Annotated in this window: 2 protein-coding genes and 1 pseudogene; 1 reads left to right on the top strand and 2 read right to left on the bottom strand. The window is 70.1% G+C overall.

Features of this window, described 5'->3' with window-relative positions:
* Positions 1–181 precede the first annotated feature (181 nt).
* Positions 182–1,561 carry a hypothetical protein gene (locus tag VF794_RS40190; RefSeq protein WP_331119096.1) on the top strand — a complete coding sequence of 460 codons (1,380 nt, stop codon included), beginning with the start codon at positions 182–184 and terminating at the stop codon, positions 1,559–1,561.
* Between the two features lie 45 nt (positions 1,562–1,606).
* On the opposite strand, the gene cysI is transcribed toward VF794_RS40190, so the two are convergent.
* Together cysI and VF794_RS40180 are read right to left on the bottom strand one after the other, a co-directional pair.
* Positions 1,607–3,265, bottom strand: a complete 1,659-nt coding sequence (gene cysI / locus VF794_RS40185) for an assimilatory sulfite reductase (NADPH) hemoprotein subunit (protein ID WP_331119094.1) — start codon at positions 3,263–3,265, stop codon at positions 1,607–1,609.
* A 12-nt stretch (positions 3,266–3,277) separates the two neighbouring features.
* Positions 3,278–3,763 (bottom strand): annotated as a pseudogene (locus tag VF794_RS40180) (assimilatory sulfite reductase (NADPH) flavoprotein subunit); the annotation flags it as partial.

Genomic DNA, 3,763 nt, shown 5'->3' with positions numbered 1-3,763 from the left:
CGTGCCTCGTGGCCAAGTACGGCTTCGACGCCACCACGGGCTCCTCCGGCTCCAACGACTGCGTGCAGGCGCCCCCGGGTGGCTCCAACTTCTGCGGTGCTCTCGCCTGGGACACCTACTGGGGCGTCCACAACTACACCGTTGTCGAGGCGCTTCACTGAAACCCCCAAGGATAACGACCATGACCTTCCCTCGATTCTTCGTTCGGTCCGCCGGAATGATGCTGGCGGCCACCCTCCTCGGCGGTTTCACTCCGGAGCCCGCCATGGCCGCTTCCAACCTGCGCGGCGCCTCGGGCGCCACGCTCGCCCCGGGTGACGTGGCCCCGGGCCGGCTCTACGCCCGCGACGTCCGCGAGGGCATCGGCCCGGGCCTCGTCTCGGTGTCCACCCCCACCTCGCCCAAGCTGCCGCTCGCGACGCCGCTCGCGCCCGAGACGCAGCGCTCCAAGTCCACCGTGCTGCATGTGAATCCGCGCTCGGCGGCCGTGCAGGTCGAGCTGCCCATCGACACGCCCGACGAGGCGTGGGTGATCCTCGTCCCCAAGGGCACCAGCGCCCGGGCGGGTGAGGAGGCGCTGCGCGACGTGGCGCTGTTCGATCCCCAGGGTCGCCGCGCGGACAAGCGGGCGGCGCGCGACGCGCAGAACCAGATGGGCGTGGACTCGGAGAAGCTGAAGGGCATCACCCAGCCCATGTCCATGCTGCGCCTGAACCGCGGGATGGGCCGCGGCCAGTACAAGGTGCAGGTGGGTGCCAAGGCGGCCGCGCTGGGCTTCGCCATCGAGGTGCGCCAGCCCTCCTCCCCCATCGAGCTGTCGCTCACGGCGTCGTCCATGCAGCTCTTCCCGGGCGACGAGGGCTACGTGACGGTGGGCGTCCAGTCGGACACGCCGGTGGATCACGTGCGCTACGAGGCCGCCCTCTACAACCCGCGCTTCGAGAAGGATCGCGTGGTGCCGGTGGTGAAGGTGGGCAACGAGTACCGGGCCCTGGTGTCGCGCGCGATGAACGAGAAGGACGAGCCGGGCGCGTGGGTGCTGGAAGTGCGCGCGGTGGGTGCAGTGGGCGGACAGGCCTTCGACCGCCTGGGGCAGACGGGCTTCGGCTTCGCGGTGCCGACGGCGCGGATCGCCTCGGTGGGCCGCGAGCGCCTGGTGCGTGACGCGAGCGGCAAGGTGACGGCGCTCGAGGTGGACGTGGTGCTCGAGAGCCAGTCACTCGACCGCTACGAGGTGACGGGCTCGCTCGTGGCGATGGATCCGAAGGGCGTCGAGCGGCCGGTGGCCGAGGCGCAGGTGACGGACCAACTGGGCGCGGGCACGCACACGCTGACGCTGCGCTTCGAGGCGGGCCATGCGGGCCTGTCCAAGCTCGACGGCAGCTACGCGCTGCGCGGGCTGCGGCTCTTCTCGCTCGGGACGAACAGCCTGTACCACCGCCTCGCCAAGGGCCTCGAGGTCCGCTTCCCGGCGGTGCGCGTGTCCGAGCTGGCGGCCCCCGAGCTGACCCCCGGCATCGAGAGCATGGTGCGCGAGGGCGAGTTCAACCTCGGCCAGTAGTACGCGGTAGCCGGGGGCACGGTACACACCCGTGCCCCCGGAGCATCACCCCCCGATGCGCACGGTGAAGTCGCCGAAGCCCTCTCCCGGGAGCCGGTCGCGCTTGAAGGCGGCGAACAGCGGCTCGAGTGCCGCGAGGAGGCCCGCCTCGTCGAGGTTCTCGCGGTAGAGGCGGTTGATGCGCTGCCCCCGGGCGTCGCCGCCGAGGAAGAGGTTGTAGCGGCCGGGCCCCTTGCCCACGAGGGCGATCTCCGCGAGGTAGGGCCGGGCGCAGCCGTTGGGGCAGCCGGTGATGCGCAGCAGGATGTTCTCGTCCGCGAGCCCATGGGCCGCGAGGCGCTCCTCCAGCAGCCCCACCATGCGCGGCAGGTAGCGCTCGGCCTCGGCCATGGCCAGGGCGCACGTCGGCAGGGCCACGCACGCCAGCGCGTTGCGGCGCAGGGGGCTGGCCCGCTGGAAGCCGTCGAGGCCATGCGCCTTCACCAGGGCCCCGATGGCCGGGCGGTCATCCGAGGCGATGCCGGCGATGATGAGGTTCTGGTTGGGCGTGAGGCGGAAGTCGCCCTTGTGGATGCGGGCGATCTCCCGCAGGCCGGTGAGGTGCCGCTGGTCGCCCACGTCCGCCACGCGACCGCTGTCCAGGTGGAGCGTCAGGCTCCAGCGCCCGTCGTGGCCCTGGATCCAGCCGAAGCGGTCGCCGTTGTGCTCGAAGGCGAACGGGCGCGCGGGCTGGAGGGTGTAGCCGAGCCGCTGCTCCAGCTCGGAGACGAACCAGGAGATGCCCCGGTCCTCGATGGTGTACTTGAGGCGCGCGTGCTTGCGGCTGGTGCGATCGCCGTAGTCACGCTGCACCTTCACCACGTTCTCCGCCACCTCCAGGAGCTGCTCGGGGCGGATGAAGCCGATGACATCCGCGAGCCGGGGGAAGGTCGCCGCATCGCCGTGCGTGGCGCCCATGCCGCCGCCGACCAGGACGTTGAAACCAATCACCTCCCCGCCCTCGATGATGGCGATGAAGCCGAGGTCCTGCGAGAAGACGTCCACGTCGTTGAGCGGCGGCACCGCGATGCCCGCCTTGAACTTCCGGGGCAGGTAGGTGGCGCCGTAGATGGGCTCCTCCTCACCGCCGGCCACCTTCTCCTTGTCCAGCCAGATCTCGTAGTAGGCGCGAGTCTTCGGGAGCAGGTGCTCGGAGAGGCGGATGGCCCACTGGTGCACCACCTCGTGCGCGCGCGAGTCCACCGGGTTGGGGTTGCACATGACGTTGCGGTTGACGTCACCGCAAGCGGCGATGCTGTCCACCAGGGCGGCATTCATCCCCTGGATGGTGCGCTTCATGTCGCCCTTGAGCACGCCGTGGAGCTGGAAGGCCTGACGCGTGGTCAGCCGCAGCGTGCCGTTGGCGTAGGTGCGGGCCAGCTCGTCCAGAACGAGCCACTGCTTCGGGGTGCACACCCCACCCGGCAGGCGGGTGCGGATCATGAAGCTGTAGGCCGGCTCGAGCTTCTGCTGCCGACGCTCCTCGCGAATGTCCCGGTCGTCCTGCTGGTAGCTGCCGTGGAACTTGATCAACTGGGTGTCGGCCGGGGCAATGGCCCCGGTGAGCGGATCGGCGAGGCTCTCGGCGAGGGTGCCACGCAGCAGGTTGCTCCGCGCCTTGATGTGCTCCACCTCGGAGAGGGCCGGAGTCGGGTTCTTGCTCATGGTGTTCCTCACTCAGTAGACGTCGCGCAGGTAGCGCTGCTGCTCACGCAGCGAGTCGAGATGAACCTTCGCGTCCTCGCGGCTCTTCCCGCCGTGGGTCGCGATGACATCGAGGAGCGCCTCGTTGACGTCCGGCGCCATGCGCTGGGCATCGCCGCAGACGTACAGGTGGGCACCGCCCTCCAGCCAGGAGTACAGCTCGCGCCCCTTCTCGCGCAGCCGCTGCTGCACGTAGACCTTCTGACCCTGGTCGCGGGAGAAGGCGAGGTCGAGCTTGTGCAGCGCCCCCTGCTTCAGCGCCTCCTGCCATTCCACCTGGTAGAGGAACTGGGTGCGGAAGTGCTGCTCTCCAAAGAAGAGCCAGTTGCGACCGCTCGCGCCGGTCTCGGCGCGCTCCTGCACGAAGGCGCGGAACGGAGCCACGCCCGTGCCGGGGCCGATCATGATGACGTCACGGCTCGCGTCCTTGGGGAGGCGGAAACGATCGTTGGCCTCGAT

The sequence above is a fragment of the Archangium sp. genome (assembly GCF_036389735.1).
Lineage (GTDB): Bacteria > Myxococcota > Myxococcia > Myxococcales > Myxococcaceae > Archangium.
The sequence above is the reverse complement of the archived record's forward strand: the minus strand, read 5'-3'. Positions and strand labels throughout refer to the sequence as shown.